This window comes from Delftia sp. DS1230 (assembly GCF_040112715.1).
Taxonomy (GTDB): Bacteria; Pseudomonadota; Gammaproteobacteria; order Burkholderiales; family Burkholderiaceae_C; genus Comamonas; species Comamonas tsuruhatensis.
Window position 1 is genome coordinate 5,226,920 of record NZ_CP157763.1, and the last position, 26,883, is coordinate 5,253,802.

The 26,883-nt window shown below is 68.6% G+C and carries 23 protein-coding genes; 17 read left to right on the forward strand and 6 right to left on the reverse strand.

The genetic code is table 11. The features are described from left to right. Nucleotides 1–503: 503 nt before the first annotated feature. On the forward strand, nucleotides 504–1,688 hold the full coding sequence (locus tag AAN986_RS23580) for an MFS transporter (protein ID WP_174538908.1): 1,185 nt from the start codon (nucleotides 504–506) through the stop codon (nucleotides 1,686–1,688). Between the two features lie 94 nt (nucleotides 1,689–1,782). Here the strand turns inward: AAN986_RS23580 and AAN986_RS23585 are convergent, their stop codons facing one another. The 3 genes from AAN986_RS23585 to AAN986_RS23595 form a co-directional block, all read right to left on the reverse strand. Beyond that, entirely contained in the window at nucleotides 1,783–2,193 is a 411-nt protein-coding gene (locus AAN986_RS23585; protein ID WP_047217464.1) for a hypothetical protein, read from the reverse strand. A gap of 93 nt (nucleotides 2,194–2,286) precedes the next feature. Further along, complete coding sequence (locus tag AAN986_RS23590; RefSeq protein WP_016447980.1) at nucleotides 2,287–2,565, reverse strand: hypothetical protein; 279 nt, start codon at nucleotides 2,563–2,565, stop codon at nucleotides 2,287–2,289. Between the two features lie 216 nt (nucleotides 2,566–2,781). Then, on the reverse strand, nucleotides 2,782–3,609 hold the full coding sequence (locus tag AAN986_RS23595) for a TOBE domain-containing protein (protein ID WP_016447981.1): 828 nt from the start codon (nucleotides 3,607–3,609) through the stop codon (nucleotides 2,782–2,784). Nucleotides 3,610–3,712: 103 nt separating this feature from the next. On the opposite strand from AAN986_RS23595, the gene modA reads away from it, so the two are divergent. From modA to AAN986_RS23640, 9 genes are all read left to right on the forward strand, one after another. Next, nucleotides 3,713–4,474 (forward strand): molybdate ABC transporter substrate-binding protein, encoded by a 762-nt coding sequence (modA, locus tag AAN986_RS23600; RefSeq protein WP_046237955.1) that lies wholly within the window; start codon nucleotides 3,713–3,715, stop codon nucleotides 4,472–4,474. 90 nt (nucleotides 4,475–4,564) lie between these two features. After that, complete coding sequence (gene modB, locus AAN986_RS23605) at nucleotides 4,565–5,245, forward strand: molybdate ABC transporter permease subunit (RefSeq protein WP_016453156.1); 681 nt, start codon at nucleotides 4,565–4,567, stop codon at nucleotides 5,243–5,245. After that, on the forward strand, nucleotides 5,242–6,372 hold the full coding sequence (modC, locus tag AAN986_RS23610; RefSeq protein WP_047217463.1) for a molybdenum ABC transporter ATP-binding protein: 1,131 nt from the start codon (nucleotides 5,242–5,244) through the stop codon (nucleotides 6,370–6,372). Before modB ends, modC begins: the two co-directional genes overlap by 4 nt. Nucleotides 6,373–6,424: 52 nt before the next feature. Continuing rightward, on the forward strand, nucleotides 6,425–7,345 hold the full coding sequence (fdhD, locus tag AAN986_RS23615) for a formate dehydrogenase accessory sulfurtransferase FdhD (RefSeq protein ID WP_047217462.1): 921 nt from the start codon (nucleotides 6,425–6,427) through the stop codon (nucleotides 7,343–7,345). A 73-nt stretch (nucleotides 7,346–7,418) separates the two neighbouring features. Beyond that, on the forward strand, nucleotides 7,419–7,820 hold the full coding sequence (locus AAN986_RS23620; protein ID WP_016447986.1) for a hypothetical protein: 402 nt from the start codon (nucleotides 7,419–7,421) through the stop codon (nucleotides 7,818–7,820). Nucleotides 7,821–7,976: 156 nt separating this feature from the next. Next, nucleotides 7,977–9,305 carry a tRNA (N6-isopentenyl adenosine(37)-C2)-methylthiotransferase MiaB gene (miaB, locus tag AAN986_RS23625; RefSeq protein ID WP_016447987.1) on the forward strand — a complete coding sequence of 443 codons (1,329 nt, stop codon included), beginning with the start codon at nucleotides 7,977–7,979 and terminating at the stop codon, nucleotides 9,303–9,305. Between the two features lie 210 nt (nucleotides 9,306–9,515). Then, on the forward strand, nucleotides 9,516–11,804 hold the full coding sequence (locus tag AAN986_RS23630) for a hypothetical protein (RefSeq protein ID WP_349335496.1): 2,289 nt from the start codon (nucleotides 9,516–9,518) through the stop codon (nucleotides 11,802–11,804). Next, nucleotides 11,801–13,018, forward strand: coding sequence for a hypothetical protein (locus AAN986_RS23635; RefSeq protein WP_016447989.1), 1,218 nt, complete (start codon nucleotides 11,801–11,803; stop codon nucleotides 13,016–13,018). Before AAN986_RS23630 ends, AAN986_RS23635 begins: the two co-directional genes overlap by 4 nt. Then, the gene (locus tag AAN986_RS23640; RefSeq protein WP_047217459.1) at nucleotides 13,015–13,689 is read left to right on the forward strand and encodes a DUF1266 domain-containing protein; all 675 of its coding nucleotides are present in this window, start codon (nucleotides 13,015–13,017) and stop codon (nucleotides 13,687–13,689) included. Before AAN986_RS23635 ends, AAN986_RS23640 begins: the two co-directional genes overlap by 4 nt. 22 nt (nucleotides 13,690–13,711) lie before the next feature. Here AAN986_RS23640 and AAN986_RS23645 read toward each other — a convergent pair whose 3' ends face one another. From AAN986_RS23645 to ffh, 3 genes are all read right to left on the reverse strand, one after another. Next, a complete protein-coding gene (locus AAN986_RS23645; protein ID WP_016447991.1) occupies nucleotides 13,712–14,107 on the reverse strand; it encodes a helix-turn-helix domain-containing protein in 396 nt (131 codons plus the stop codon). Nucleotides 14,108–14,193: 86 nt separating this feature from the next. Continuing rightward, nucleotides 14,194–14,748, reverse strand: coding sequence for a C40 family peptidase (locus AAN986_RS23650; RefSeq protein ID WP_016447992.1), 555 nt, complete (start codon nucleotides 14,746–14,748; stop codon nucleotides 14,194–14,196). Nucleotides 14,749–14,841: 93 nt separating this feature from the next. Beyond that, nucleotides 14,842–16,236: a signal recognition particle protein gene (ffh, locus tag AAN986_RS23655; protein WP_016447993.1), complete on the reverse strand. Its 1,395-nt coding sequence runs from the start codon at nucleotides 16,234–16,236 to the stop codon at nucleotides 14,842–14,844. Between the two features lie 267 nt (nucleotides 16,237–16,503). Between ffh and AAN986_RS23660 the strand changes: the two genes are divergently transcribed. From AAN986_RS23660 to ampD, 7 genes are all read left to right on the forward strand, one after another. After that, nucleotides 16,504–20,403 carry a response regulator gene (locus AAN986_RS23660; protein WP_047217458.1) on the forward strand — a complete coding sequence of 1,300 codons (3,900 nt, stop codon included), beginning with the start codon at nucleotides 16,504–16,506 and terminating at the stop codon, nucleotides 20,401–20,403. Then, the gene (locus AAN986_RS23665) at nucleotides 20,396–21,322 is read left to right on the forward strand and encodes a diguanylate cyclase (protein ID WP_016447995.1); all 927 of its coding nucleotides are present in this window, start codon (nucleotides 20,396–20,398) and stop codon (nucleotides 21,320–21,322) included. The genes AAN986_RS23660 and AAN986_RS23665 overlap by 8 nt, the downstream gene beginning before the upstream one ends. Nucleotides 21,323–21,408: 86 nt before the next feature. Continuing rightward, nucleotides 21,409–22,224 (forward strand): cytochrome c biogenesis protein CcsA, encoded by an 816-nt coding sequence (ccsA, locus tag AAN986_RS23670; protein ID WP_017407444.1) that lies wholly within the window; start codon nucleotides 21,409–21,411, stop codon nucleotides 22,222–22,224. After that, on the forward strand, nucleotides 22,221–22,481 hold the full coding sequence (locus AAN986_RS23675; protein WP_016453148.1) for a PP0621 family protein: 261 nt from the start codon (nucleotides 22,221–22,223) through the stop codon (nucleotides 22,479–22,481). The genes ccsA and AAN986_RS23675 overlap by 4 nt, the downstream gene beginning before the upstream one ends. A gap of 2 nt (nucleotides 22,482–22,483) precedes the next feature. Then, entirely contained in the window at nucleotides 22,484–24,247 is a 1,764-nt protein-coding gene (locus tag AAN986_RS23680) for an ATP-binding protein (protein ID WP_047217457.1), read from the forward strand. Continuing rightward, nucleotides 24,247–25,761 (forward strand): sigma-54 dependent transcriptional regulator, encoded by a 1,515-nt coding sequence (locus tag AAN986_RS23685; protein ID WP_047217456.1) that lies wholly within the window; start codon nucleotides 24,247–24,249, stop codon nucleotides 25,759–25,761. The genes AAN986_RS23680 and AAN986_RS23685 overlap by 1 nt, the downstream gene beginning before the upstream one ends. Further along, entirely contained in the window at nucleotides 25,748–26,389 is a 642-nt protein-coding gene (ampD, locus tag AAN986_RS23690; protein WP_016448000.1) for a 1,6-anhydro-N-acetylmuramyl-L-alanine amidase AmpD, read from the forward strand. The genes AAN986_RS23685 and ampD overlap by 14 nt, the downstream gene beginning before the upstream one ends. The last annotated feature ends 494 nt before the right edge of the window (nucleotides 26,390–26,883 follow it).

A 26,883-nucleotide genomic window follows, 5' to 3' on the forward strand; every position in this document is an offset into this window, starting at 1 on the left:
ATGTCGTAGAAGCTGTCTGGCAAGACTGCCCTACTTGCCTTGTCCGGCCACTTCCCTTACCATTGCGCCCGCCCGCATGGGAGCGCCCTTTTCACCGGGCCTGCCCGCAGCCTCCAAGCCCTGATCGCCCAGCCGATTCAGGGCTTTCGCTTTTTGCAGAAGCGGTCTTTTGGCGCTGCACCTTGCGCTCTGTCTTTGCGCGCAGCCCCTGCCATGCTCCGGCATGCCGGCCGCCCAGCTTGTTTTCCCACCAGGACTCCCGTGCCCATCGCCTTCCCAGGATGCAGCACACGCGCAGCGTGCCCGCACGCCGGCTCAGCCGGCGGCGCAGGCGTTTTGCGCGGTGCCGCACCCCAGCGAGAGCGCGCGCCGTCCTGGCTTTCAAGGATCTTCACGTGACCACCACTTCCTCCGGGGCGCTCGCAGCCAATGCTGCCGGCGCCAGCACAGACACGCATGCCGGCGCCCATGCCACCCAGGTCAATGGCTACAGCTGGAAGGCCCTGGCCGGCTCGGCCGTCGGCTATGCCATGGACGGCTTCGACCTGCTGATCCTGGGCTTCATGCTGTCGGCCATCTCGGCCGACCTGCACCTCACGCCGGGCCAGGCCGGCTCGCTGGTGACCTGGACGCTGATCGGTGCCGTGTTCGGCGGCATCTTCTTCGGCCTGCTCAGCGACCGCTACGGGCGCATCCGCGTGCTGACCTGGACCATCATGCTGTTCGCAGTCTTCACGGGCCTGTGCGCCTTCGCGCAGGGCTACTGGGACCTGCTGGCCTACCGCACGATTGCGGGCATCGGCCTGGGCGGCGAGTTCGGCATCGGCATGGCACTGGCTGCCGAGGCTTGGCCTGCCCGCCACCGCGCGCGCGTCTCGTCCTACGTGGCCCTGGGCTGGCAGATGGGCGTGCTGGGCGCGGCGCTGCTGACGCCGCTGCTGCTGCCCCTCATAGGCTGGCGCGGCATGTTCCTGGTGGGCGTGATCCCGGCCGTGGTGGCCTGGGTGATCCGCAACAAGCTGCACGAGCCCGAGGTCTTCGTGAAGCGCCAGCAGTCCGCCACGCCGTCGGCCCGCGTGCCGGTGCTGCAAAGCCTGAAGCTGCTGGTGAAGGACCGCGCCACGGCCAAGGTCAGCCTGGGTGTGATCGTGCTGACCTCGGTCCAGAACTTCGGCTACTACGGCATCATGATCTGGATGCCCAGCTTCCTGTCCAAGCAACTGGGCTTCAGCCTGACCAAGTCCTCGATATGGACTGCCGTGACCGTGGTGGGAATGATGGTCGGCATCTGGGTCTTCGGCCAGCTGGCCGACCGCATCGGCCGCAAGCCCAGCTTCCTGATCTTCCAGCTGGGCTCGGTCATCATGGTCGTGCTCTATTCACAGCTGTCCGACCCTGCGGCCATGCTCTGGGCGGGGGCCCTCATGGGCCTGTTCGTCAATGGAATGATGGGCGGCTACGGCGCCGTGATGAGCGAGGCCTATCCCACCGAGGCGCGCGCCACCGCGCAGAACGTGCTGTTCAACATCGGCCGCGCCGTGGGCGGACTGGGCCCGGTGGTGATCGGTGCGCTGGCCATGAGCTATTCGTTCCAGGTGGCGATCGCCCTGCTGGCGGCCATCTATGTGCTGGACATGCTGGCCACGGCCTTTCTGATCCCCGAACTCAAGGGTCGCGAGCTGTCCTGAGCGGCTCAGATCCTCCGGCTCGGAACGATGCCCCACAATGCAAAGAGCTGCCGATGGCAGCTCTTTTTTTGTCTGGCAACCGGCGTGCCCAGGCTCAGCCGCCTTCGCTGCACTCCAGGTTTTCGATGCGGTCTGCCGCCTCTCGGATGTCTTCCTGGAACATCTGGTCTCCCAGCATCACGGAGACCTGGCCCTCAAAGCCGCGCAGCTTGACCAGCGCTGCCTCGTAGCCGCCGCTGCCCATGCGCTTGAGCCCGCACAGCGCATAGAGCTTGGCCACGGGAGATCGGCGCGGATCGTCGATCACCGACAGCAGGACGGCATTGGCCTCGGGCCGCCTGAGCATGGCCTCCAGATGCCGCTCCGCTGGCGAAATCTCGCCGGCAAGGCCGACCAGTCCCAGGTTGAACTGCGAGGCATCCAGCGGCGCCGGGTCCAGCGGACGGGCCAGGGCCGGGGCAGACAGGAACAGGCAGATCAGGGCGGCGGACAGGGTGGTCTTCATGGCAGGGGCAAGGCCGTGTGAGGCCTGGGAGGCAGTCGCAAAGGCTCTTCGACGCAAAGCATTGCGGCAGGTTCCCCTTCGGCGCCATCGCGATCATCGACCGCCAAACAGCCAGCCTGCGACCAGCGTGCCGCCATAGAACAGGAGCAGGGTGACCGGCACCAGGTGCCAGCCCCAGACTCTGAACCACCAGTGATTGAACAGGGTCACCACGGCGCCGATGACGATGCAGATGGCCAGCGCACCCAGTCGCTGCTCCAGACTGTCCGCCACGTCCTGGGACGCGAAGAAGATGAACGCCGCGACGGACGAACACAGCAAGGCGGTGTAGAACGCCACTTTCTCTTGCCTGCGCAATTTCAGGATGCTCATGGGGGCTAGGGAGGTATCGATGGATCGGTCGCCGGGAAAGCCTGCGCCACCGGAGCGCGCAGGTTGCGCTGCGGCACAATTTTTCGTATCCCACCCGGGATGCGCCATAAGACCCGTCCGAATCTGCAGCCACTGCAGCGCACGCGCAACGCGCTGCGGCCTTCTCGACGCCCAATCGGCCCAGTCAGCTCAATCGACCCTGTCAGGTCAGTCGTGTCAGTCGGCCACGGCCAGCACCACGGCGGACTCCGGCACCGACAGCCAGACCTTGCGTCCTGTGCGCAGCGTCCAGGGCTCGCCTTGCGCCTGCTGCGCCGCATACCCCACGCCGCTGCCGCCCCAGGGCAGCCTGGCCACCACTTCGCGCGGTCCGTCCCCCTCGGCACGGGCCAGGCGTTGCACCTTGGCAGGCCAGGCATTGGCCAGGCCCTGCGCACCGGCCAGCGGCGCCACTGGCAGCACCTGGACGGCAGTGGCCTTGCACAGCGCCATCACGGGCAGGCCAGGGGCCAGGCCCAGCAACTGGGCGCTTTCGGCGGTGATGCGTGCGGCAATGCCTGGCGCATCGCCACCGCCATCGGGCAGCATCCAGACGCGGACCTGGGCACCCTGCGCCTGCAGGGCCCCGACCCGGCAAGGCCACAGATTGCGCATGCTGGTGCGCAGGCCCAGCCCCAGTCCGGGAGCCGCCGAGGAAACGCCGGCCGGCCCGCCAAAGCGCTGCAGCACCTGTGCACGGGCCTGCTCCAGCGCATCGGCCATGGCCAGCAGGGACTGCCCGGCTGCGGTGATGCGCGCGCCGCCGCCGCCGGCGCCGCCGACCGAGCGCTCCACCAGGGCACAGCCCGCGAGATTGGTCAGCACATCCAGCGCCTGCCATGCCGCCTTGTAGCTGACGCCGGCCTCGCGCGCCGCCTGTGAAATCGAATGCCCTGCTGCGATATGGCGCAGGATGGCGAGGCGGCGGTCAGCCAGGTCATGGCCCAGCGCGGGCGCCAGATCGGAGGGTGAAGCAGGAGCGTCGGCAGTCATGCGCGACATCATGCCCGCCAAGCGTTATTTCCCACGAAGCAAAACGCCTGCACCCTGCATGCGCATTTTCAGGTCGCTACACTGCGCTATTCACCAACGGAATAGCGAGAGACCCATGAACGTGAACCAGCCCCTGCGTGCCACCGCCTTTGCCGCCCTTGCCCTGTTGGGCGGTGTCGCTGCGCAGGCTGCCGAAGTGTCGGTGGCCGTTGCCGCCAACTTCACGGCGCCCATGCAGAAGATCGCCGCCGAGTTCGAGAAGGACACCGGGCACAAGGCCCTGCTGTCCTTCGGCGCCACGGGCAAGTTCTACGCGCAGATCGTCAACGGCGCGCCCTTCCAGATCCTGCTGGCCGCCGACGACACCACGCCTGGAAAGATCGCCAAGGAAGGCCGTGGCCTGCCCGACTCGCGCTTCACCTACGCCATCGGCCAGCTCGTGCTGTGGAGCCCCAAGCCCGGCTATGTGGACGACAAGGGCGAGGTCCTCAAGACCGGCGACTACAGGCACATCGCCGTGGCCAACCCCAAGCTCGCGCCCTACGGCACGGCCGCCATGGAAGTGCTGGACAAGCTGGGCATCACGGCCCAGGTGCAGCCGCGCATCGTCATGGGCGAGAACATCGCCCAGACCTACCAGTTCGCGGCCACGGGCAATGCCCAGCTGGGCTTCGTGGCCCTGTCGCAGGTGATGGAAAACGGCAAGCTGCGCGAAGGCTCGGCCTGGCAGGTGCCCGCCGCCATGCACGAATCCATCCGCCAGGACGCCATCGTGCTCAACAGCGGCAAGGACAACGAAGCCGCCACCGAGCTGATGAAGTACCTGCGTGCTGATAAAGCGCGTGCCATCATTCGCTCCTACGGCTACGGGCTCTAGGCTCCCCCTGAGGCGCTGACGCGCCTTCCCCTCTCTCGCTGCGCGGTAGGGGGACGACGCCAGCGCTGCGAACCACTGAATTCTTCCAGCATGATTCTTACCGCCGACGACTACGCCGCCATACGTCTGACGCTGAAACTTGCCAGCGTGACCACGGTGCTGCTGCTGGCGCTGTGCACGCCGCTGGCCTGGTGGCTGGCCCATACGCGCTCGCGCTGGCGCGGCCCGATTGGCGCCGTGGTGGCGCTGCCCCTGGTGCTGCCACCCACGGTGATCGGCTTCTACCTGCTGGTGACCATGGGGCCCAATGGCCCCGTGGGCCAGTTGACGCAGGCGCTGGGGCTGGGCACCCTGCCCTTCACCTTTGCAGGCCTGGTCATCGGGTCCCTGGTCTATTCCCTGCCGTTCACGGTGCAGCCGCTGCAGCGCGCCTTCGAATCCCTGGGCACGCGGCCCATGGAGGCTGCGGCCAGCCTGGGCGCGGGGCCGCTGGACCGCTTCTTCACCGTGGCGCTGCCGTTGGCGCGCCCGGGCTTCATCACCGCAGCCGTGCTGACCTTCGCGCACACCGTGGGCGAGTTCGGCGTGGTGCTGATGCTGGGCGGCAATATCCCCGGCGTGACGCGCGTGGTCTCGGTGCAGATCTACGACCATGTGGAGGCCATGGAGTACGCCCACGCCCACTGGCTGGCCGGCGGCATGGTGGTGTTCTCCTTCCTGGTGCTGCTGGCCCTGCACCTGTTGCAGCCGCGCGAGGAGCGCCGCGCATGATGACTGACTTCTCTCCCGTTGCTTCGGCCGGCGCCCCGCCCGCCGCGAGCCCTTCGCAAATCCTTGCTGCGCTGGCGCTGGAGCGTGCCGACTTCCGCCTCGATGTGCAGCTGCAGCTGCCCGGGCGCGGCGTCACGGCCCTGTTCGGCCCTTCGGGCTGTGGCAAGACCACCTGCTTGCGCGCGCTGGCGGGGCTGGAGCGCGCACGGGGCCGTGTCGTCGTCAATGGCGAGGTCTGGCAGGACGATGCGGCCAGCCAGTGGCTGCCCACGCACCGCCGCGCACTGGGCTATGTGTTCCAGGAAGCCAGCCTGTTCCCGCACCTGAGCGTGCAGCGCAACATCGACTACGGCATGCGGCGCACGCCCGCCGAGCGGCGCAAGGTGTCCCAGGAGCAGGCCGTGTCCCTGCTGGGCATAGGCCATTTGATGGACCGCATGCCCTCCACCCTGTCGGGCGGCGAGCGCCAGCGCGTGGCCATTGCGCGCGCCCTGGCCACCAGCCCCCGCGTGCTGCTCATGGACGAACCGCTGGCCGCGCTGGACGCCCAGCGCAAGGCCGAGGTCCTGCCCTACCTGGACCAACTGCGCCGTGAACTCGACATTCCCGTGGTCTATGTCAGCCACTCCATTGACGAGGTAGCGCGCCTGGCCCAGCACCTGGTGCTGCTCAAGGCAGGCGGCATCGTCGCGGCCGGCGCCACCAGCGAACTGCTGGCACGGCTGGACCTGCCGGTGAGCATGGGCGACACGGCAGCGGCCATGCTCAGTGCGCAGATCCGGCAGCACGATCCGGATGCCCACCTGAGCACGCTGTCCTTCGACGGCGGGCGCCTTCGCCTTGTCATGGCCCGCCCGCGCCCCATCGGCGAGAGCGTGCAGCTGCGCGTGCAGGCGCGCGATGTGAGCCTGAGCCTGCAGCACCCGCAAGACAGCAGCATCCTCAACATCCTGGCGGCCACCGTGCAGGATCTGCGCGAGGACGGCCCGGGCCAGGTCATGGTCTCGCTGCAGCTGGGCCCATCCCGCCTGCTGGCGCGCATCACCCTGCATTCCGCCCGGCAGCTGGGCATTGCGCCGGGCATGCATGTCTTCGCCCAGATCAAGGGCATGGCATTGCTGGACTGAAGCTGCGCGGCGGCACCGATATCATGCGCAGGCCGCCTGCGCGGCCCACGCCATGAACGCCACCACCGAACACGCTCCCGCACCCGCCCCGGACTCGGGACCGGCAGATGCTGCCTGCGCCATCGCGCCCGCCATTGCCGCACTGCGCACGCATGCGGTGGTGCGCCACCGGATCGCCGATGGCGGCGCCGTCAGCATCCAGGCCGAGCCGCAGGTGCTGGCCAGCGAAGTCCCCATCGCCCTGGTGTTCAATGGCATCTCGCATGCCGTGATGATGGGTACGCCCTCGGACCTGGAAGACTTTGCGCTGGGCTTTGCGCTTACCGAAGGCATTCTGGACAACGCTGCCGACTGCTACGGCATCGAGGTGCGCACCGTGGCTGCACAGGCTGCAGGCCTTCCGTCCGGCATGGACGGCATCGAGGTGCAGCTGGACGTGGCCTCGCGCTGCTTCGCGCGCCTCAAGGACCGGCGCCGCAGCATGAGCGGGCGCACAGGCTGCGGCGTCTGCGGCGTGGACAGCTTCGCGGCGCTGGACCTGTCCTTCGACCCCCTGCCCGCGCACGACTGGATCGCCCGTGTCGATGCCACCACGGTGTGCGCTGCCATCGATGCCCTGCCGCCGCTGCAGCGGCTCAACGCCGAAGCCGGCGCCGTGCATGCCGCAGGCTGGGCAGGGCTGGACGGGCAACTGACGGATGTGCTCGAGGACGTGGGCCGCCACAACGCGCTGGACAAGCTGGTCGGCCGCCTCTCGCGCACCGGCCGCCTGGGCGAGGCCGGTTTTGTCGTGCTCTCCAGCCGGGGCAGCCATGAGCTGGTGCGCAAATGCGCCAGGGTCGGCATCGCCGCCCTGGCCACCATCTCCGCCCCCACGGCCATGGGCGTGCAGATGGCCGAGCTGACCGGCCTGCGCTTCTGGGGCCTGTGCCGGCCGCCCAAGGCCGTGCTGTATGCGCCGGGCCGCGCCTGACCCAATGCCCGAGTGCCGCGCCCGCGCAGCGGCAAGTTCGTAGAATCGCGGGTTCAGCCCCTGGATGTACACCATGAACCGCTGCAAGCCCCATTTCTCTGCCGTCCGCCGCCTGTGCGCCGGCGCCCTGCTCGCCGGCCTGGCCTGCGCCAGCCTGGGCGCGGCCGCGCAGGGCCTGCCCTCCAACGAGACACGCAATTTCCCGCCGCAGGCCCAGTTCGGCGAGCTGGTCGTGACCGCGCAGTTTCCCGTGGTCGAAATCGACGGCAAGACCATTCGCACCAGCCCGGGCTTTCGCCTGTTCAGCCCCGAGCGCACGCTGGTGCAGGCCATCAACTACCAGGGCAGCAAGCTCGTGGTGGGCTATGTGATCGAGCCGCAGACGCAGTGGCTGCACCAGGCCTGGATCCTGACCAAGGCCGAGGCCGACAAGCACTACAAGCCCAAGTCGATGCTGCACCGCTTCTTCAACTGAGGCCGGCGCACACCGCACGCACACGATGGATGCGGCCCGCAGCTTGCGGGGCGCAGCGGCTCGGGCCAGGGAGCACAGCGCCCGCCCTGGCCCGGCCATCTTCTTTTTTTGCGGACCGCCGCTTGCAGTGCGGCGGCTGCCTGACGGAACCCCACCATGTCCAAGAAAGTCTTTATCAAAACCTTCGGCTGCCAGATGAACGAGTACGACTCGGACAAGATGGCCGATGTGCTGGGCGCAGCCCAGGGCTACGAGTCCACCGACGACCCGGAGCAGGCCGACCTGATCCTGTTCAACACCTGCTCGGTGCGCGAGAAGGCGCAGGAGAAGGTGTTCAGCGACCTGGGCCGCTACAAGCACCTGAAGGAACGCGGCGTGCTCATCGGCGTGGGCGGCTGCGTGGCCAGCCAGGAGGGCGAGGAAATCATCAAGCGCGCGCCCTATGTGGACGTGGTCTTCGGCCCGCAGACCCTGCACCGCCTGCCCGAGCTGCTCAATGCACGCGCCGCCAGGCACAAGCCCCAGGTCGATATCAGCTTTCCCGAGATCGAGAAATTCGACCACCTGCCACCGGCGCGCGTGGAAGGCTCCTCGGCCTTTGTCTCCATCATGGAAGGCTGCTCCAAGTACTGCAGCTACTGCGTCGTGCCCTATACGCGCGGCGAGGAAGTCAGCCGCCCGTTCGAGGACGTGCTGGTCGAGGTCGCGGGCCTGGCCGACCAGGGCGTGAAGGAGGTCACGCTGCTGGGCCAGAACGTGAACGCCTACCTGGGCAAGATGGGTGACACGGCCGAGATCGCCGACTTTGCCCTGCTGCTGGAGTACGTGTCCGAGATCCCCGGCATCGAGCGCATCCGCTACACCACCAGCCATCCCAACGAATTCACGCCGCGCCTGATCGAGGCCTACGCTCGGCTGCCCAAGCTGGTCAGCCACCTGCACCTGCCCGTGCAGCACGGCAGCGACAAGATACTCATGGCCATGAAGCGCGGCTACACGGCCATGGAATACAAGAGCACCATCCGCAAGCTGCGTGCCATCCGGCCCGAGATGGCCATGAGCAGCGACTTCATCGTGGGCTTCCCCGGCGAGACCGAGGAAGACTTCCAGAAGATGATGAAGCTCATCCACGACGTGCGCTTCGACAACAGCTTCAGCTTCATCTTCAGCCCCCGCCCCGGCACGCCGGCCGCCAACCTGCACGACGACACGCCGCACGAGGTCAAGCTGCGCCGCCTGCAGGAGCTGCAGGCCGTGATCAACAACAACATCAAGGACATCAGCGACGAGCGCGTGGGCACGGTGCAGCGCCTGCTGGTGGAAGGACTGTCCAAGCGCGATGGCAGCGAACTCATGGGCCGCACCGAGTGCAACCGCGTGGTGAACTTCCCGGGCAACGAACGCCTGATCGGCCAGATGATCGATGTGAAGATCACCGAGGCACGCACCTTCACGCTGCGCGGCGAGGTCGTGGTGCGCCACTGATCCCAACCCGATCCCTGCGGCCCCGGTGGCCCAGCGACCTCTTGCGTAACGAAAGCCCGGCAATGCCGGGCTTTTTGCGTGTAACAGGACGTGAAAACATCCCGGCCACACTGGCCTGGCGCGGGCCGGCCCGCTAGCATCGCGGGTTGCCGCCCTGAGGTCTGTCGGCCTGCATGGCTTTTCCAGCTTCGCTTGCTTGCTATCGATTCCATGAACACCTCCCAGCCCGCCAACGCCCAGGCCATCCTTGAGGGCGAAGCCCTGCATGCCTTCATGGACCAGGCGCACGACCTGCTGCAACAGGAAGATGAAACCAGCCCCATCGCCCCGGCCGAACGCCAGGCGGCCGTCATGGAGCTGCTCTCGCAGCAGCGCTTCGCGCCGGCCACGGTGAGCGAACTGGAGCGTCTGCACGATCTCTGGCTCGACCTGGAACGGCCCGAGACCGCCAACGCCCTGCTGCGCGAGCACCGCGATGCCACGCTGCAGCACCTGCAGGGTGACAACCACCTGCTGGCCACGGCCAGCCTGGCGCTCAGCGACATCCAGAGCCGGCTGCGCTTTGACCGCGAAGGCGGCGTGGCCCTGCTCGCGCATGCCGCCGATCTCATGGGCCGGCTGCCGCACACCGGCGAGCCCTATCGCTACTGGAATGGCTGGCACTACCTGGCCCGCGAGGCCCAGGCCTGGGAACTGGCCGAGCAAGGCGTGGACCTGCAGCGCAACCACGAGCGCAGCGACCCCGACGGCGAGGCATCCCCCGCGCGCCGCGACGCGCGTGCCAGCCTGCGCAAGGCCGAGCTGGCCCGCCTGCGCGGCGATGTGCCGGCCACCGTGCGCCATGTGCAGGCCTCCACGGCGCAGTTGGCCCTGGCAGACGCCGACCAGAACGTGGACTTCGACGACTGGCTGCACCTTGCGCGCGAAGTGCTGCCGCTGGCCCCGCAAAGCGTTCCGGCCGTGCTGATGGCGGCGCAGCAGCACCTGGCCCGCACGGAAAGCCCCGCCGCATCGCAGGCGGTGCGCGCGCACCGCAAGGTCCATGAGGCACGGCTGCAGGCCATGGCCTGCCATGCCATGGGCCAGCCAGAGGCCGCGCTGCAGCTGGCCGAGCTGGGCCGCTTCGGCCTGGTGGACGACTCCGACGACGCCTTCAGCGGCCTGGTGCTGCAATGGCTGCAAGAGGCGGGCCGCCTGGCCGATGCGGCGGACCTGGCGCTGGAGAGCGTGCTGCACAGCCGCCCCGGATCGGCCCGCCAGGGCTATGAGCTGGCACTGCGCATGGTGGACAGCGACACCGCCCACGCCCCCGCCTGGGCGCTGATCCTGGCCTGGGCCGGCCTGGACTCCGACATGCAGGAGATCCTGGAAGACAGCCCGGCTGCTGCGCGCAGCGCCGACGACTACCTGGCCCTGGCGCGTGCCCAGGCGCCCGGCCATCCGCTGCTGGACATGATCGACGGCTGGCGCCTGGCCAGGAACCACCAATGGGAACAGGCCCTGCCGCTGCTCGAGCGCGGCGTGGGCGAGCAGCCCCGGCACGCCAACTCCGAACTGCTGCCCATGCTCTGGGCCGCGCGCTTTGCCGCGCTGCCGGCCGCGCAGGCGCTGCAGCGGCCCTTTCCCCAGGGCTTCGGCGCCCACTGGTGCTATGCGGCGGGCGTGACGCTGGATGACGAGGACGACCTGGCCGCCATCATGGGCGAAGGCCGGCAGGTGCCGGGCGACGAGGTGCGCGAGCCGCTGGTGCAGCGTTACTACGAAGAGGGCCTGGCCCGCTTCGAAGCCTTCTGGGCCACCGGCCAGGGCCGGTACAAGGATGCGCACCTGCACGTCTACTCCATGCTCTGCAACAACCTTGCCATCAAGTACCGCTCGCAGCAGCGCTATGAAGAGGCTGCAGCCCTGCACCACAAGGGACTGTCCAGCAGCCCCTTCGCCGAGCACCATGACGGCCTGCTGTGGTGTGCCATCCGCCGTGACGACCGACCCGGCATCGTCACGGCGGCAGAGCAGCTGTGGCACTTCACCCAGGACTACGGCTACAGCCGCCACTGCCCCACCGACTACTTCCCCAGCGTGGCGCTGGCGCTCTACCAGCTCGGCCGCGCGGGCGAGATCGGCATCTGGCTGGAACGCCTGGACCAGTGGTTCGAGGAACTGGACGCAGACGAGCAGCGCGAACAGCGGCGCGACTACCTGGCCTCGCTGATGTCCCTGCTCGACTTCTTCTCCGAAAGCCATGGCGACGTGGTGCGCCCCCGCCTGGAGGCCCTGCTGCCCGAAGTGCGCGCCCTGGGCGAGTGCTACACGCTGCGCCGCCTGGCCTGCGCCATGGAAAGCTGCGGCCCCATCGATCAGGCCGTGGCCCTGCACCGCGAGGCCATCGCCAAGCTCACCCCCGATGACAGCGAGGCCGAGCACAAGATGGCCAGGGACGGCCTCCAGCGCTGCCTCAAGCTGCACTCGGACAGCAAGCCCTGGTGGAAGCTGTGGTGAACCCGGGAGCCGCCACGGCAGCCAGCGCCTACCGCCCGCGCGACGTGGTCAATGCGCCGGACATCAAGCAGCGCATACGTGAGCGCAGCGCGGCGCGCGGCGACAGTCAGGAGATCGCGGCCTGGCTGGCCAACCACTTCTACCGCCACGTGATCGGCAACCTCGACGCCGATCCGCCGGCCGTTCAGCCCATCTCCACGCAGGCCGAGCTGCTGCGCCTGCACAGGCGCACCGAGCCTGCCGCCTGGGCGCTGGAGCGCCTGCGCGCGCATGCGGCCCGCCAGCCACCGCCACATGAAAGCCCTGCGGCCGGCGCCAGCGCACCGCTGTGGTGGGTGGAGCCTGACAGCGCCCCGCTGCTGGCGCTGGAAAGCCGGCTGCTGGAGTTCCTGTCCACCCGGCGCGGCACGGCGCTTGAGGGCAAGCTGCAGCGCATCAACTGCCCGCAGGCCCTGGCGCGCTGGACGCTGGAGCACCTGGCCTTCGCCAGAAAAAGCGAAAGCGGCTGGGCCGAGCACCGGCCCGGCGCCGTGCGTCCGCTGCTGCGCGGCCAGTTGGGCGTGTTCGTGGAATTCGATGCCCAAAGCCCGGACCTGCGCGCCGAAATGGCCTATGAAAGCCAGATGATGCGGCACTGCCTGGGCCAGTTCAGCGCGCGCGGCGCGCTGCGCGGCGGCTACGGCGAGCACTACGCCGAAGCCTGCGAGCAGGGCCGGCTGCGCCTGTTCAGCTACCGCACGGGCACGGCCCAGCCGCGCATCACCGTCAGCGCCCAGGTGCTTGACGGCGGGCGGCTGCGCATCGACCAGATCAAGGGCAAGCAGAACCGCCCGCCGATTGCGCGCTACCTGGCCGACGTGCTGGCCCTGCTCAACCACCTCGATGCCGATGGCGAGGCGCCGGCGGATGCCCTGGCCATGGGCATCGTGCGCCGTCCGGCGCATCTGCTGGCCTCGGGCCACACCGGCGCCTGGTGCGCGGCCAGCGAGCTGCACACCGAAGCCGAGCAATTGTGGCTGCTCCAGGCCCACCCGGCGCTGCTGGAGCAGCTGGATATCCGGTCGCCCCTGATGCAATGGCTGGTCGCGGCACGCCGCGACACCGTGCCCGTGCCCGCCTTCGAGCGCATGCCGCGCAGCGCGGCCCTGCAGCAGTCGCTGGAGCTGGCGCGGCGCCGGGCAGGATCGCCGGGCAGGACAGGAAATCCGCGATGAACGCCTTCACTCTTGTTGTGCTGTCTGCATTGGTCTGGTGGGCAGTGCGCGCCGGCCTGCGCCGCAGGCGTTCGGCGCGCCAGCGCGGCGACTTCAGCAGCTACCGCAGCGGCGATGCGGCGCTGGACTGGGCCCTGGCCCTGGCCCATCCCATGGCCTTTCACGCCATCCAGGGCGGCTTTGCAGACCGGCAGCTCCATGGTGCCGACGACGCCCTGACCACCCAGCTGCGCCCCATGGTGCTGCACCACCTTGGCCTGCGCACCGACCTGGACGATGCCCAGATCGCACGCCAGTTGCCCGACGGCCTGCGCCAGCGCTGGTTCACGCTGGACCTGCAGCGCCTGCAGGCCGGCGACGATCCCCATGCCGCCATGGCCTTTGCCTGCGCGCGCGTGGCCTTCCACGTGCGATGTGCCTGGCTGCTGGGCTGGCTGGACGAGGCCCTGCACCAGCAGATCCTTCACCTGAACGCATGCCGCGCGCGGGATTGCTTTGACAGCTGGCAGGCCTTCGGCCAGGCCTATGCGCGGGGCCGCAGCCAATGGCTGGCCCGTGGCCGGGCCGACGTGCTGGGCCGCAGCGTGACGCCCGAGGAGGTGCAGCAATGGGTGGCCGATCCGCGCCATCCCTGGCATGCCATGCCCTGGCAGCCGCAGGCGGTGCGGTGACGGCTGCCAGGTGGCCCGGCCCTCAGCCTTCGCCGTGCACCTTGGCGAAGGTCAGGATCACCTCCCGCACCACCTGGCGTTGCGGCGCGGGCAGCCTCAGAAAGGCGTCGAAGGTTTCGCGTTCAAGATAGCCCACGCCCGGTTCCTGGCATTCGTGCTGAGGCGGCAGTGACCGCTGGGCAGGGTCGCCAAAGCGCAGCACTTCGGGCTCGATCCTGAGCAGCTCGGCCAGCAGCACCAGCTTGTCCTGCTCGGGCACGGCCTCGCCGTTGAGCCAGCGCGCAACCGCCTGGAACGAAATCGGCCGACCCCAGTAACTGGAATTGAACAGATTCAGCAGCACGCTGGGCCGCGGCTCCAGACCCGCAGCCTCGATGGCCTGGCGCAGGCGCTGTGCGAATTCGAGCTTGTTATCCATTCCGAAACCCTGGATTTCTATGGAGCTCTCATTGGACCATCGATTCAAGAGCCGGCGCCAAGCCCGGCGCCTTGCCTGGCAGGCGCTCAGGCGAAGATGCTGCGCGCTTCGGTGAAGCGCCTGGCGAAATAGGGGTTGTCCATGCGCACGCGCTGCACCGTGCCGCCGCTGGACGGCGCATGCACGAACTGGCCGTTGCCCACAAAGATGCCCATGTGCGAATAGCGCGAGCCCAGGGTGTTGAAGAACACGAAGTCGCCGCGCTGCAAGCTGCGGCTGCCCACGGGATTGCTGAACTGCGCCCACTGGGCCGTGGTGCGCGGCAGGCGGCTTTCGGTAATGCCGCCCACGGCCCACTGGATCAGGCCGCTGCAGTCGAAACCGCCGTCGGGCGAATTGCCGCCGTAGGTATACGGCGTGTTGACCACGAGCATGGTGCGCGCCAGCAGGGCCTCGCGCAACTCGCCATCCAGGTTCAGGGCCTGCGGCGAAGGAGCAGGCCCGGGACCCGCGCCCTTGCGGGGAGCAGACGAGCAGCCGGCCAGCAGCGCAGCCGCCGCCAGCAGGCCCCAGTCACGGCGAGACAGCCGCGATGCAGTCACGCGGGAAGCCGCAAGGGAAGTCGAAACGCCAGCCTTCATGGCGCCGCATGTTCTCACAAAGCCCGGCAGCGGCCAAAGAAAAGCCGCAGGCTGTGCTGCGGCTTGACTGTCCATCGGCGGGGCCCGGCCCGCTCAGAACGGCAGCTTGGGCATGCCGCCGCCACCGCCCATCATTCCCTTCATGGCCTTCATGCCGCCCATGCGCTTCATCATCTTCATGAGGCCGCCGCCCTTCATCTTCTTCATCATCTCCTGCATCTGCTCGAACTCCTTGAGCAGGCGGTTGACTTCCTGGACCTGCACGCCCGCGCCATCGGCAATGCGCTTCTTGCGCGTGGCCTTGATGATCTCGGGCTTCTTGCGCTCCTTGGCAGTCATGGAGCAGATGATGCCTTCCTTGCGGCGGATCTCGCGCTCGGCCTTGTCCATGTCCACCTGGCCGGCCTTGGCGGTGAGCTGTGCCGGCAGCTTGTCCATGAGGTTGGACAGGCCGCCCATCTGCTTCATCTGCTGGATCTGGGCCAGGAAGTCGTTGAGGTCGAAGCCGTCACCGCTCTTGACCTTCTCGGCCAGCTTCTGGGCGGCCTCCATGTCCACGCCCTTGGTGACCTGCTCGACCAGGGCCACGATGTCGCCCATGCCCAGCACGCGCTGCGCGTGGCGGTCGGCGTCGAAGACTTCCAGGCCGTCGATCTTCTCGGACACGCCGGCGAACTTGATGGGCGCGCCCGTGATCTGGCGCACCGACAGCGCCGCGCCGCCGCGCGAGTCACCATCGAGCTTGGTGAGCACGATGCCGGTCAGGGGCAGGGCCTCCTTGAAGGCCTTGGCCGTGTTGATCGCATCCTGGCCCTGCATGGCATCGACGACGAACAGGGTCTCGACCGGCTTGAGCGTGGCGTGCAGATCCTTGATCTCGGCCATCAGCAGCTCGTCGATGGCCAGGCGGCCGGCCGTATCGACCAGCAGCACGTCAAAGAAGTGGCGCTTGGCGTAGTCCAGCGCGGCCACGGCAATGTCGTGGGGCTTCTGGTCTGGCGTGGAGGGGAACCACTCGGCGCCAGCCTGGCCGGTCACGGTCTTGAGCTGCTCGATGGCGGCCGGGCGGTACACGTCGCCCGACACGGTCAGCACCTTTTTCTTGCGCTTTTCAATCAAGTGCTTGGCCAGCTTGGCCGTGGTCGTGGTCTTGCCGGCGCCCTGCAGGCCGGCCATGAGGATGACGGCAGGCGGCTGGGCGTTGAGATTGATGTCGGCCACGCCCTCGCCCATGGTGGCGGCCAGTTCCTTGTTGACGATGGACACCAGCAGCTGGCCGGGCTGCAGGGAGCCCAGCACCTCCTGGCCCAGCGCTTTTTCCTTGACGCGCGCAACGAAGTCGCGCACCACGGGCAGGGCCACGTCGGCCTCGAGCAGGGCCATGCGCACTTCGCGCAGCATGTCCTGTACGTTGGATTCGGTGATGCGGGCCTGGCCGCGCATCTCCTTGACGAGTCGCGAAAGTTTGTCGGTCAGAGCGGAGGCCATAAGCGGGGAGGAACTGGAGTCGTCGGAAAGGAAAAGGTGTGCTGCAGCGAGCCAGCCGGGGCCAGGTTGCCGAATGGGGCCAGGCGGGGCCGGGTCGCGGCACGGACCCTGCAGATCCCGACGATTCTACCCGCTGCCCCTGCAGGGGTAAGTACCGGCCTTCCCTGCCGCGCAGCGGGCACCGGCCGGCAGTAACATCCACACTGTTTCCATAGATTATGGCTATCGCCTTGTGCAGTGCCGGCTTGCTACCGCCTAGGAGTCTTCATGCCCGATACGCCGTATGGCCAGTTCCTGGACCGTGTGCCCGACGGTTTTCTTCTGTTTGACGAGCAGGGCTGCCTGCTCGATGCCAATGCCCATGCCTGCGCCAGCCTGGGCCATCACAAGGCCGCCATGCTGGGGCTGGGCATCATGGACGTGTGGCCCGACGCGGACGGACTGAGGCGCGGTCCCTGGCAGGACATGGCCGTGGACAGCCAGGCCCATCTCTGCGGCCGACTGATCCGCCGCGACGGCACCAGCTTCCCCGCCGAGCTCCATATCTATTGCCAGTCGCTGTCGGGCAGGCGGCTTTTCTTCACCACCTGGCACGAGCTCAGCGAGCGCACCGGCCAGGACGAGCCGATCGGCCAGCCCGATGCGCAGCTGGAGCCGCTCCTGCGAAAAAGCACCGGGCCGTGGCAGGATTCGACGCGCCTGCTGGAAGCCGTGATGCACGAAACGCCCGACCTGGTCTTCGCCAAGGACCGGCAGGGCCGCTACACCTTCGTCAACCCCGCCGCCGCGCGCTTTTCCGGGCGCACGCCCGAAGACATCGTGGGCAAGACCGACCAGGAACTGTTCCCCGACAGCAGCTTCACCCACAGCGACCGCCGGGTGCTGGACAGCGACGCCCCCGTGGTGTCGGAGGATCATTTGCTGGTCAACGGGCAGCGCCGCCTCTTCCAGTCCACCAAAATTCCTTACCGCAATGACGAGGGCCGGACCGTGGGCGTGCTGGGCATTGCGCGCGACATCACCCTCATGCGCCAGACCGAGTCCCAGCTGCAAAAAAGCTACGACGTGCTGCGCCAGGCCGAACAGCTGGCGCGCCTGGGCAGCTGGACATGGGAGCTGGACACCGAACACTTCCAGGCCTCGGAGATGATGTATGTGATGAACGGCCTGGACCCCCAGGGTCCGCCGCTGACGCGCCATGCCCTGCGCGCCATGCTCGGACCGCAGGATCTTGCCCGGCTCACCGCTGCCGTGCAGCTGTGCATCGGCACCGGCCAGTCCTACAGCCTCGATGTCGTGCACCACTGCCCGGACGGACGGAGGTTCGCGGCCCGCCTCATGGGCCGCGCCCTGCGCGACGAGCAAGGCCGCATCGTCGCGCTCAGCGGCACGCTGCAGGACCTGTCCGAACGCGAGGACGCACGCATGCGCCTCGAAGCCCTGGCCGACAACCTGCCCAGCGGCGCCATCTACCGCCTGGAAGGCGGCCTGGCGCAACTGCGGCTCAGCTACATCAGTGCCGGCATAGAGAACCTGATCGGCGTGCCGGCCCACGCCATCATGGCCGACCGTCAGGCCTACCTGAATGCCATCCATCCCGAGGACCTGCCGCACTACCAGCAGATGCTGCAGTGCTCGGTCGATACGCTGCGGGTCTTCGACTGCCGCTTTCGCGTGATCAGGCCCGATGGAGAGATCCGCTGGCTGCGCTGCCGATCGGCCCCCCGGAGCAGCCACGAGGGCATGGTCTGGGACGGCATCATGCTGGACATCACCCGCGAGCGCGAGGCCGAGCAGGCGCTGCAGCAGGCCAAGGAGGCCGCAGAAGCGGCCGAACGGGCCAAGTCGGATTTCCTGGCCATCATGAGCCACGAAATCCGCACCCCCATGAACACCGTCATCGGCATGACGCGCCTGGTACAGCAGACCGCGCTGACATCACGCCAGCGCGGCTACCTGGAGAAGGTGGAGCGCTCGGCCAGCGCCCTGCTGGCCGTGATCAACGACGTCCTCGACTTTTCCAAGATAGAGGCGGGCATGCTGGCGCTGGAGGAAGTGGATTTCGCCCTTGACGATGTGCTGGAGACCGTCTCGGCCTCCACGGCGCTGCGCGCAGAGGAAAAGGGGCTGGAAGTGGTCTATGCGCTGGACCCGCACCTGCCGCCCCGGTTGCGCGGCGACCCGCTGCGCCTGGGCCAGGTGCTGACCAACCTGGTCGGCAATGCCATCAAGTTCACCGAGCATGGCGAGGTGGTGATCTCCCTGCATCTGGAGCCGCCGCTGGCGTGCGCGCCGGTGGAGGCCGGCGCGCACGCCACGGCAGCGCCCCTGCACCACCTGTGCGTGAACGTGCGCGACACCGGCATAGGCCTGGATGCATCGCGGGCCGAACGGCTGTTCCAGCCTTTCACCCAGGCCGACATCCAGACCACGCGCCGCCACGGCGGCACCGGCCTGGGCCTGGCCATCTGCCACAGGCTGGTGCAGCTCATGGGCGGCGAGATCAGCGTCTGCAGCCAGCCCGGCCAGGGCAGCAACTTCCGCTTCACGGCCAAGGTCCGGCCTGCCACGGATGCGCCGCTGGACGGCCACGACAACCTGGGCAGCACCGGCGTTCTCATCGTCGATGACAACGCCAGCGCGCGCGAGGCCCTGGCCGCCATGGTGCGCAAACTGGGCATGCGCTGCGATACGGCGGCGGACGGCATGCAGGCGCTGCACATGCTGCAAGAGGCCGCACGCCAGGAATCCCCCTACGGCCTGGCCCTGCTGGACTGGCGCATGCCCGGCATGGACGGGCTGGACCTGGCACGCCGCATGCGCGAGCAGCAGGACCTGGCCAAGACCCCGGCTGCGCTCATGGTCACGGCCTTCGGGCGCGACGAAGTGCAGCTGCAGGCCGCGCAGTTGGGCCCGCGGGGCCTGCTGATCAAGCCCTTGACCGCATCGGCACTGCGCTCGTGCATCCGGGAGGCACTGCGGGACCCCGAATCGCCCCCGCCGGAAAGCCCGGCGGCCGGCCCCTCGCCACAGCAGCGCTACCCGGGCCTGCCTGGGCGCAGGGTGCTGGTGGTGGATGACAACGTACTCAACCGCGAGGTGGCCACCGAGCTGCTGGAGCAGGCCGGCATATCGGTACAGACTGCGCAGGACGGTCTGCAGGCGCTGCAGCTGCTGGACACCCAGCCTTTCGATGCCGTGCTCATGGACGTGCACATGCCCGGCATGGACGGCCTCAGTGTCACGCGCACCATCCGCACGCGCAGCGCGCTGCGGCATCTTCCGGTGATCGCGCTGACTGCGCAGGCCTATGTCGAGGAGCGCGCCCGGATCGAGGCCGCAGGCATGAATGCCCATCTGACCAAACCCGTTGACGATGTGCTGCTGTACGAGACACTGCAGCGCTGCCTGCGCGCGGGCCCTCCTCCAACGGCAGCGCTTGCGCCGGCAGCGCCCTTGCAGCCGACGCCGTCAAGCCCTGCCCAGGCCTGGGATCCGGCACGGCTGCGGCAACGCCTTGCCGGCCAATCGCCGCGCATGCTCCACGCCATCGAAGGCTTTGCCCAGGACTTTGCCGATGCGCCGCAACGGCTGCGCGATGCCGTGCGCAGCGGCCATTGGGACACCGTGGCATCGCTGGTGCACACCTTCAAGGGCAGTCTGGGCTACCTGGGCGCGGACCTGCTGGAGCAATGGTCGGCCATGGCCGAGACCGGTGCGCAAGCCTGCCTGTCAGGCGACGGCAATGGCGGCAACGCCCGGCCCGGCGGCGATCTGCAATCCCTGGTCCAGGCGCTGGCCGATGGACTGCAGGGCCTGCTGGCGGAAATCGCCCGGCGGTCCGGGCAGACGGCCGTAGTGGCCGTGGCGTCCGCGGCCGCCGTGACCACTGCCGCGCCCCCCCCGCAGCGGCAGCCGATGACCGCGGAAGAAGTCTCGTCCACCCTGGCTCGGCTGCGGCTGCAGATTGCCGACAGCGACTATGCCGCCATGGCCGAACTGGAACGGCTGCGCCCCCTGGTCGACGGGCGCCATGCGTCCGTGCTGCAGCGCATCCAGCGCTGCACCGAGTCCCTGGAAACCGAGGCGGCGCTGCAGGCGCTCGAACAGCTGGCGCGGAGCATGGCCGTGAACCGGACGGTCCTACAGGGAGCTGCAGATGTTTGAAGCCTTGACCGGGCCGGAACTGCCCACGGTCCTCATCGTTGACGACGAACGGCTGAACCGCAGCATGCTGGCCGAGCTGCTGAGCCCCCACTACCGTGTGCTGCTGGCCAAGGACGGCCCGGGTGCGCTGGTGATCGCCCAGCGCGAAGCCCACCGGCTGCAGCTGATCCTGCTGGACCTGGCCATGCCCGGCATGAACGGCTACGAGGTGCTGGGTGCGTTGCGCGCCCAGGAGCGCACCGCCCATATCGCCGTCATCTTCATCACCGGCCAGAGCAATGCCCAGGCCGAGGAATACGGCCTGCGCCTGGGCGCGGCCGACTATGTCTCCAAGCCCATACGTCCCGCCGTGGTCGAGGTGCGCGTGCGCAACCAGATACGCCTGGCCCTGCAGCGCCAGGCCCTGGAGCGCCTGGCCATGGTGGACGGACTGACAGGGCTGGCCAACCGCCGCCACTTCGACGACATGCTGGAGCGCTCCCACCGCCGCAGCCTGCGCACGGGCGAGTCCGTGGGCCTGGCCCTCATTGATATAGACCACTTCAAGCAATACAACGACTGCTATGGCCATGTGCAGGGGGACGAGGCGCTCAAGGCAGTGGCCGCCACGCTGCAGCGCCATGCGCGCCGGCCCTACGACCTGGCAGCGCGCTTTGGCGGCGAGGAATTCGCGCTCATCCTCCCCGGCGAAAGCGACGCCCAGGTCATGGCCGAGAATTTCCGCCAGGAAGTGCTGCGCCTGTCCATCGCCCACGCCGCCTCTCCCACGGCGCCGCTGCTCACCGTCAGTTGCGGCGTACTCACCGTGCGGCAGCCGTCTGCCGCGCCTTTGGAAACCTGGCTGCAGAAGGTGGACGGCCTGCTCTACCAGGCCAAGGCCCTGGGGCGCAATCGCATCGAGGCAGCCATCGAGCCCTGAAGAAAATGCGCTCCGAACCACGGCACGGCGCCCGGATTCTGAGCCTGCACAACCGGCGGCAGGAAAGCCACAGCTATCATAGAAAGATGCTCTCCGTCCCCCTGATTTCCGCCAACGCATCGCCCCTGGGCTGGATGCTGGCGCTTGCCGCAGCCGTGGCCTATGCCGTGCCGGCCGCCGGTGCCCGACGCATCAGCCATGCCGGCGCCCGCGCCGCATTGCGCCTGGCCTGGGTGCTCCACGCCCTGGCCCTGGCCTGGGGCCTGCTCGGGGAACAGCCGCACTTCGGGTTCGCGCCAGCACTGTCCATGACGGCCTGGCTGGTGCTCACCGTCTATGGGGTCGAACAGCAGTTGTTCCCCAAGATGCGCGCGCAATTGGCGCTGTCAGCGCTGGGCACGGCCGCCGTGCTCCTGGCCGCGCTGTTTCCGGGAACGCCCCTGCATGTCAACGCCTCGCCCTGGCTGCCGCTGCACCTGGCGCTGGGCATTGCCTCCTACGGACTGTTCGCCGCCGCCGTGGTCCATGCCTCGCTGATGACACGCGCCGAGCAGCACATGCGGCTGGGCGGTGGCGGGCATGACAGCGGCCTGCCCCTTCTCACGCTGGAGCGCCTGACCTTCCGCTTCGTGTCCGCAGGCTTTGTGCTGCTCACGGCCACGCTGGCCGCAGGCTGGCTGTTCGGCGAACAGCTCTACGGCAAGGCCTGGGTCTGGAACCACAAGTCGGTGTTCTCGCTGCTGTCGTGGCTGACCTTTGCCGTGCTGCTGATCGGCCGTGCGCGCTTTGGCTGGCGTGGCCGCAGCGCCGTGCGCGTGCTCTACGCAGGCGCCGCGCTGCTGCTGCTGGCCTATGCGGGATCACGCTTCGTGATGGAAGTGCTGCTGGAGCGCGCCGCATGAAGTACCTGCTGGTCCTGATCGTCATCGTCATTGCCGTCGGCGTCTGGCGCGGCCAGCGCAGAACCGAGGCCCGTGAGCGGCGCCAGGCGGCTGCGCCGCGCAACCCGGCCAACCCGGCCAACGCGCCGCTGGCGGCTCCACAGGACATGGTCGAATGCGCGCACTGCGGACTGCACCTGCCGCGCAGCGAAGCCATCGAGGCCGCAGGCCGCAGCTATTGCAGCGCCGAGCACCGGGCCCTGGCGCAACGGCGCTGAGCATGCAGGACGCCGCCCGCTCCCCGCCGCCCACCATCGACGAGGCCACGGCGCAGTCGCCGCACGACGCCAACGCCCCCTTCGTCCGGCTGTGGCAGGGATTTCTGACGGGCCGCGTTCTCATCGCCACTGCGCTGCTGCTGCTGCAGTTGGCGCTGCTCAGCGTGCAGCCCGGCGGCAATCCCCTGGTCTGGCTGGTCTGCCTGGGCTACCTGGGGCTGACGCTGCTGGTGCGGCTGACCGCACGCGAGCAGCCGCCCTCTGCCCGCGCCGGAGTGCACTGGCTGCCCGTGATCGGCGTGGACATCGCGGCCATCTGCCTGCTGCAGGTGTTGCAGACAGGCCCGCTCAACTACTCGGCCCTGCTGGCCATCCCCATCCTGATTTCGGCCGTGCTGGGCAATCTGACGCTGGCGCTGGCCACCACGGCCAGCGTCACGCTGCTGACCCTGGGCTGGGTCGCATGGCAGGACCTGGCGGGCCGCATAGAAAGTACCCAGGCCTACTACCAGGCCAGTTTTGCCTGCGCAGGCTATTTCGCCGTGGCCTATCTGACGCACGAGCTGGCGCGCCGCGTGCGGCGCGAGCGGCACCTGGCACAGCACAGCAGCCGCAAGGCCCAGGCCCAGGAGCAGGTCAATGCCCTGGTGATCCGCCACCTGGGCGAAGGCGTGCTGGTGGTTGATCCCCAATTCCGCGTGCAGCAGGCCAACCCGGCCGCGCTGCACCTGCTGGGACTGGCCGACGCGCATGCCCTGCCCTTCGCCCTCAAGGAGCACGCCGGCTGGCAGCGGCTGCAGGATGCCGTGGCCCAGAGCTTTGCCCAGAACCTGCCGATATCGGCCGCCATCCATCTGCAGTCCATCGGCCAGGAAGGCATGACGGGACTGCATCTGCGCACCTGGCTGACCGAGGTCGCCACCCCGTCCGACGCCACCGATGCCGCCGAGCCCGCGCTGCTGCAGCAGCTGTGCGTGGTCTTTCTGCACGACCTGCGCGAATTGGAGGCGCGGCTGCGCACGGAAAAGCTGGCCTCCATGGGCCGCATGTCCGCCGCCGTGGCCCATGAGATCCGCAATCCGCTGGCCGCCATCACCCAGGCCAACGCCCTGCTGGCAGAAGATCTGGCGCAGAACCCGGCCCAGCAGCAGCTGTGCCGCATCGTGGGCCAGAACGCCGAGCGGCTGGCGCGCACCGTCGAGGACGTGCTCAACATCGCGCGGGCCCAGCAGCACATTGGCGAGGCCCACGCCGGCCTGCTGGACCTGGACCAGCATGTGGCCCAGGCCTGCCAGGAGTGGCAGGCCCAGGACCAGCCTGCGCGCAGCATCCAGCTGCTGCTGGACGCGCGCGCAAGGACCGTGGTGTTCGACGGCGAGCACCTGCGCCGCATCCTGGTGAACCTGCTGGACAACGCCCAGCGCTACCGCAGCAACGCCCAGCAGCCGCATACGCTGCAGGTGCTGACCGGCGCGCCGGCCGCAGGCCAGATCTGGCTGCAGGTCTGGAGCGACGGCGCCGCACTGGAGCCCACGGTGCAGCGCCATCTGTTCGAGCCCTTCTTCTCGTCGGAAAGCCGCTCCAGCGGCCTGGGCCTGTACATCTGCCGCGAGCTGTGCCAGCGCTACGATGCAGGCATCAGCTACCAGCGGCTGTCGCGGCCCGCGCCGCACGGCCCTGTCGAGGGCAATGCCTTCAGCATCGTGTTCCGCGCCGGCGCCGCATCGGCTCTGCCGGCCTCCCTGTTTGACCAGATTGTGGTGTGATGCCCTTGAACTCCCTGCCCGCTGCCGCATCGATTCTTGTCGTGGACGACGAGCCGGATCTGCGCACCCTCTATGAACTGACCCTGCTGCGCGAAGGCTACCGCGTGGAAACCGCCGCCAGCGTGGGCGAGGCGCGCGAACAGCTGCAGACCCAGCGCTTCGACGTGGTCATCACCGACATGCGCCTGCCCGACGGCATGGGAATGGAGCTGCTGCAGGACCTGCGCAACCAGCAGCGGCGAGAACGCTGCGTGGTCATGACCGCCTACGGCTCGGCCGAAAATGCCGTCGAAGCCCTGCGCTCGGGCGCCTTCGACTATCTGACCAAGCCCGTGGACCTCAAGCAGTTCCGCCTGGTCGTGGCCTCGGCCGCCCAGGGCGTGGGCGGCGTGTCGCCCCCCGGCGTGATGCCGGCGCGCAGCCCCTCGGCGGCGTCGGCCGCAAGCCCCGTGCTCAGCGGCGGCGGGGCGCTCGACGCCATGGTTGGGGAGTCGCCCGCCATGCAGGCCGTCAAGCAGCGCATTGCCAAGGTGGCGCGCGGCATGGCGCCGGTGCTGGTGCACGGCGAGTCGGGCACGGGCAAGGAACTGGTGGCGCGCGCCCTGCACGCCTGCAGCCAGCGCGCCCACGGCCCCATGGTGGCCGTGAACTGCGGCGCCATCCCCGAAAACCTGCTGGAGGCCGAGTTCTTCGGCGCCCGCAAGGGCTCCTATACCGGAGCCACCCAGGACCGCGACGGCTATTTCCAGGCGGCACGCGGCGGCACCCTGTTCCTCGACGAAATCGGCGACCTGCCGCTGCCCATGCAGGCCAAGCTGCTGCGCGCCATCCAGGAACGCCGCGTGCGCCCCCTGGGCTCGGCGCAGGAGGAAGCAGCCGACGTGCGCATCGTCAGCGCCACCCACCGCGACCTGGCCGCCGACGTGCAGGCAGGACGTTTTCGCCAGGACCTGTACTACCGCCTCAACGTCATCGAAGTACTTCTTCCGCCGCTGCGCGAGCGCCGCGAGGACCTGCCCGCGCTGTGCCGTGCATTGCTGGCACGGCTGTCGCAGGAGTCGGGCCTGCCCATGCCCGAGATCGACGAGCGTTCCCTGGAGCAGATCGCCCGCCTGCCCCTGCCCGGCAATGTGCGTGAACTGGAGAACCTGCTGCACCGCGCCATCACGCTGGGCGAGGAAGGGCCGCTGCGCATAGACCCCGAGATGCAGCTGCCCTGCGGCACTCCGCCGGCTCCACCCGCATCGACGCAGACCCAGGCGCACGACGGCGCCGCACCGCCGCCGGAGCCTGCCGACATGGAGCTGCCCCGCGACCTGCAGGCCTGGCTGGACGAGCGCGAGCGCGGCATCCTGGTGCAGGCGCTGCAGGAAAACGGCTTCAACCGCACGGCCACGGCCGCGCGCCTGGGGCTGAGCCTGCGCCAGATCCGCTACCGCATCGACCGGCTGAACATCGCCCTGCCCGGCGACGCCAGCGCCGAGGCGGACGGAGGCGGCCATGGCGAAGCCTGATCCGCAGGCACCAGCCACCACGACCATGGGCCCTGCCTGGACCTGGCAAGGCGGCTGGCTGCAACAGGCACGCCACCTGCCCTCGCCCAACTTCGGCGAGCGCCCGGCCCAGGCCCTGGTCGATCTGGTCGTCGTGCACTCCATCAGCCTGCCCCCCGGCGAGTACGGCACGGGGGCGGTCCAGCAACTGTTCACCAACCAGCTCGACTGGGACGCCCATCCTTACTACCAGGGCATACGCGGCCTGGAGGTGTCGGCCCATTTCTTCGTCACGCGCCTGGGCGAGGTCTGGCAATTTGTGGACTGTGACGCGCGCGCCTGGCATGCGGGCGCCTCCAGCTGGCGCGGCAAGGATCGCTGCAACGACGACTCCATCGGCATAGAGCTGGAGGGCCTGGAGGGACTGCCGTTCGAGCCGGCGCAATATGCGGCCCTGGAGAACCTGTGCGAAGCCATCGCCGCACGCTACCCCGTCGCCCATCTCGCAGGCCATGAGCACATTGCGCCCGGCCGCAAACGCGATCCCGGCCCCGGCTTCGACTGGCCCCGGCTGCGCGGGCTGCTGTCCCGTCACCAGGCCACGGCGAACTGGCAGCTGCCGCCCCGCGCCGGCCAGCCCTCCACGTAAGCACACACCCTCCTGCCGGACTGCGCCAGGCCTTGCACGCAGGCCGGCTTGTCCACAGGCCCAGGAAAAGTGCGCTGTCAATCCAGAAAGCAACCCATGTGGCGCGCAGGCGCACGCCGGGCCGGCCTGATCTTTTTTTACAAATTCACGCATGTGTCGCAGCCCCACTGTTCATGGGGCTTTCGGCGGTCCGACCGGCGCAGCGGCAAGGCTGTAGCGGCTTGCGACAGGCCATCGCCCGCCAGCCACCGCGCAGCGGTGATCTGCTGCTATGGGCTTGCATGCTGGGCACTGTTTTGGCGCAGCGCAAACAGCGGTTTTCCGGCCGTGAGTACCCCGTGTACATGAGACGGCGATACACTACAGGTAGTGCCTGAGAGCACGCCGGACACCATATCTAGTGTTCACAAGCTGTGCACACCCTGTGAAAACGGTGTGCACATCCGGCCATCGATTCCATCTCCCAGCAAGCCTGCCCCCAGTGCAGGTCCGCG